We start from the raw sequence: 1,656 nt of genomic DNA on the forward strand, positions 1-1,656 counted from the left end.
AACCGACAGCGGGGACGGTGAGGCCAAGCTGCCGTTCTCCTGGCAGGGCGTGACTCTGCACGCCGTCGGCGCGTCCGAGGTACGGGTGCGGTTGTCGCGTGCGGGCCGTGATGTGGTGGCGCTGGAACTGGCGGACGCCGAGGGTGCGCCGGTGGCGTCCGTGGGCGGTCTCGTGCTGCGGGCGTTCTCGCCGGAGCAGCTCGCCGGGCCGGTTGGCGGTCAGGGTGACGCGCTGTTCCGGGTCGAGTGGTCCCCGGTGGCGGCCGGCGGTTCGGTCGACGACTGGAAGCTCGTAAGTGCCGGACTCCAGGCCTTCGAGACCGAGAACGGCGCGGTTCCGGCGGTGATCGTGGTGCCGTGCGCGGCCGACGAGCTGGCGAGGGACATGGCCGGTGCGGTGCATGCGGAGTCCGGGCGGGTGCTCGGGCTGGTGCAGGAGTGGCTGAGTGACGAGCGGTTCGCCGATTCGCGTCTGGTGTTCCTGACGCGGGGTGCGGTGGCTGCGGTGCCGGGTGAGGACGTGGCGGATCTCGCGCACGCCCCGGTGTGGGGTCTGGTGCGGTCGGCGCAGTCGGAGAACCCGGGCCGGTTCGGCTTGATCGACGTCGACGGCGAGATCGACGCGGACACCGTCGCGGCGGCGTTGGCGACGGGTGAGCCTGAAGTCGCCGTCCGGTACGGGGTGTTTCTCGCGCCTCGCCTGGTGCGGGCCGTCGCCGGTCCCGACGCCGAGGCCCCGGTGTTTGAGGGCACGGTGTTGGTGACGGGTGCCAGTGGTGCGTTGGGCGGTCTGTTCGCGCGGCACCTCGTCACCGAGTACGGGGTGCGGGATCTGCTGCTGGTGAGCCGGCGGGGCGGGGATGCCCCGGGCGCCGTCGAGTTGACGGCGGAGCTGGTTGAGCTGGGCGCGTCGGTGTCGTGGGCGGCGTGTGATGTCGCCGACCGGGACGCACTGGCCGCGGTGCTGGACGCGGCTCCGGTGCTGTCGGCGGTGGTGCACACCGCCGGTGTCCTGGACGACGGCGTCATCGCGTCCCTGGACCAGGAGCGCCTGTCGGCGGTGCTGCGTCCGAAGGTGGACGCGGCGTGGAACCTCCACGAACTCACGCAGGGCATGGACCTGTCGGCGTTCGTCCTGTTCTCCTCCGCGGCGGGTGTCTTCGGCGGCGCGGGCCAGGCGAACTACGCCGCCGCCAACGTCTTCCTCGATGCGCTTGCCGCGCACCGCAGGTCGCGGGGTCTGGCGGCGACGTCGCTGGCCTGGGGCCTGTGGGACGGCGGCATGGCCGGCGAAGTGGCGCGTTCCGGTCGCGGCGGAGTGAACGCCCTGACCGAGGACGAGGGCCTGGCCCTCTTCGACACCGCCAACGCCACTCAGGCCGCGGTCCTCGTACCCATGAAGCTCGACCTGGCCGCGCTCCGCGCTCAGGCGGTCAGCGGGTTGCTGCCGCCGCTGCTGAGCGGCCTGGTCCGCGTCCCGGCCCGCCGCGCCGCGAAGGCCGGTTCGGCCTCGGCAGGCAAGCTCGCCCGGCAGCTCGCGGCGCTGCCCCAGGACGAGCAGGCCGAGGTCGTACTCGATGTGGTGCGGGGTGAGGTCGCGGGTGTTCTGGGGCATGGTTCGGTCGATGAGGTGCCTGCGGATCGTGCGTTCAAGGA

Annotated in this window: 1 protein-coding gene; it reads left to right on the top strand. The window is 72.7% G+C overall.

The window, feature by feature from the left end; all coding sequences use genetic code 11:
• Nucleotides 1–1,656, top strand: a 1,656-nt coding sequence (locus tag ACP4J0_RS38380; RefSeq protein ID WP_426604062.1) for a type I polyketide synthase, incomplete at both ends; no start/stop codon positions are given.

This window comes from Streptomyces sp. WG7, assembly GCF_049975785.1.
Lineage (GTDB): Bacteria > Actinomycetota > Actinomycetes > Streptomycetales > Streptomycetaceae > Streptomyces.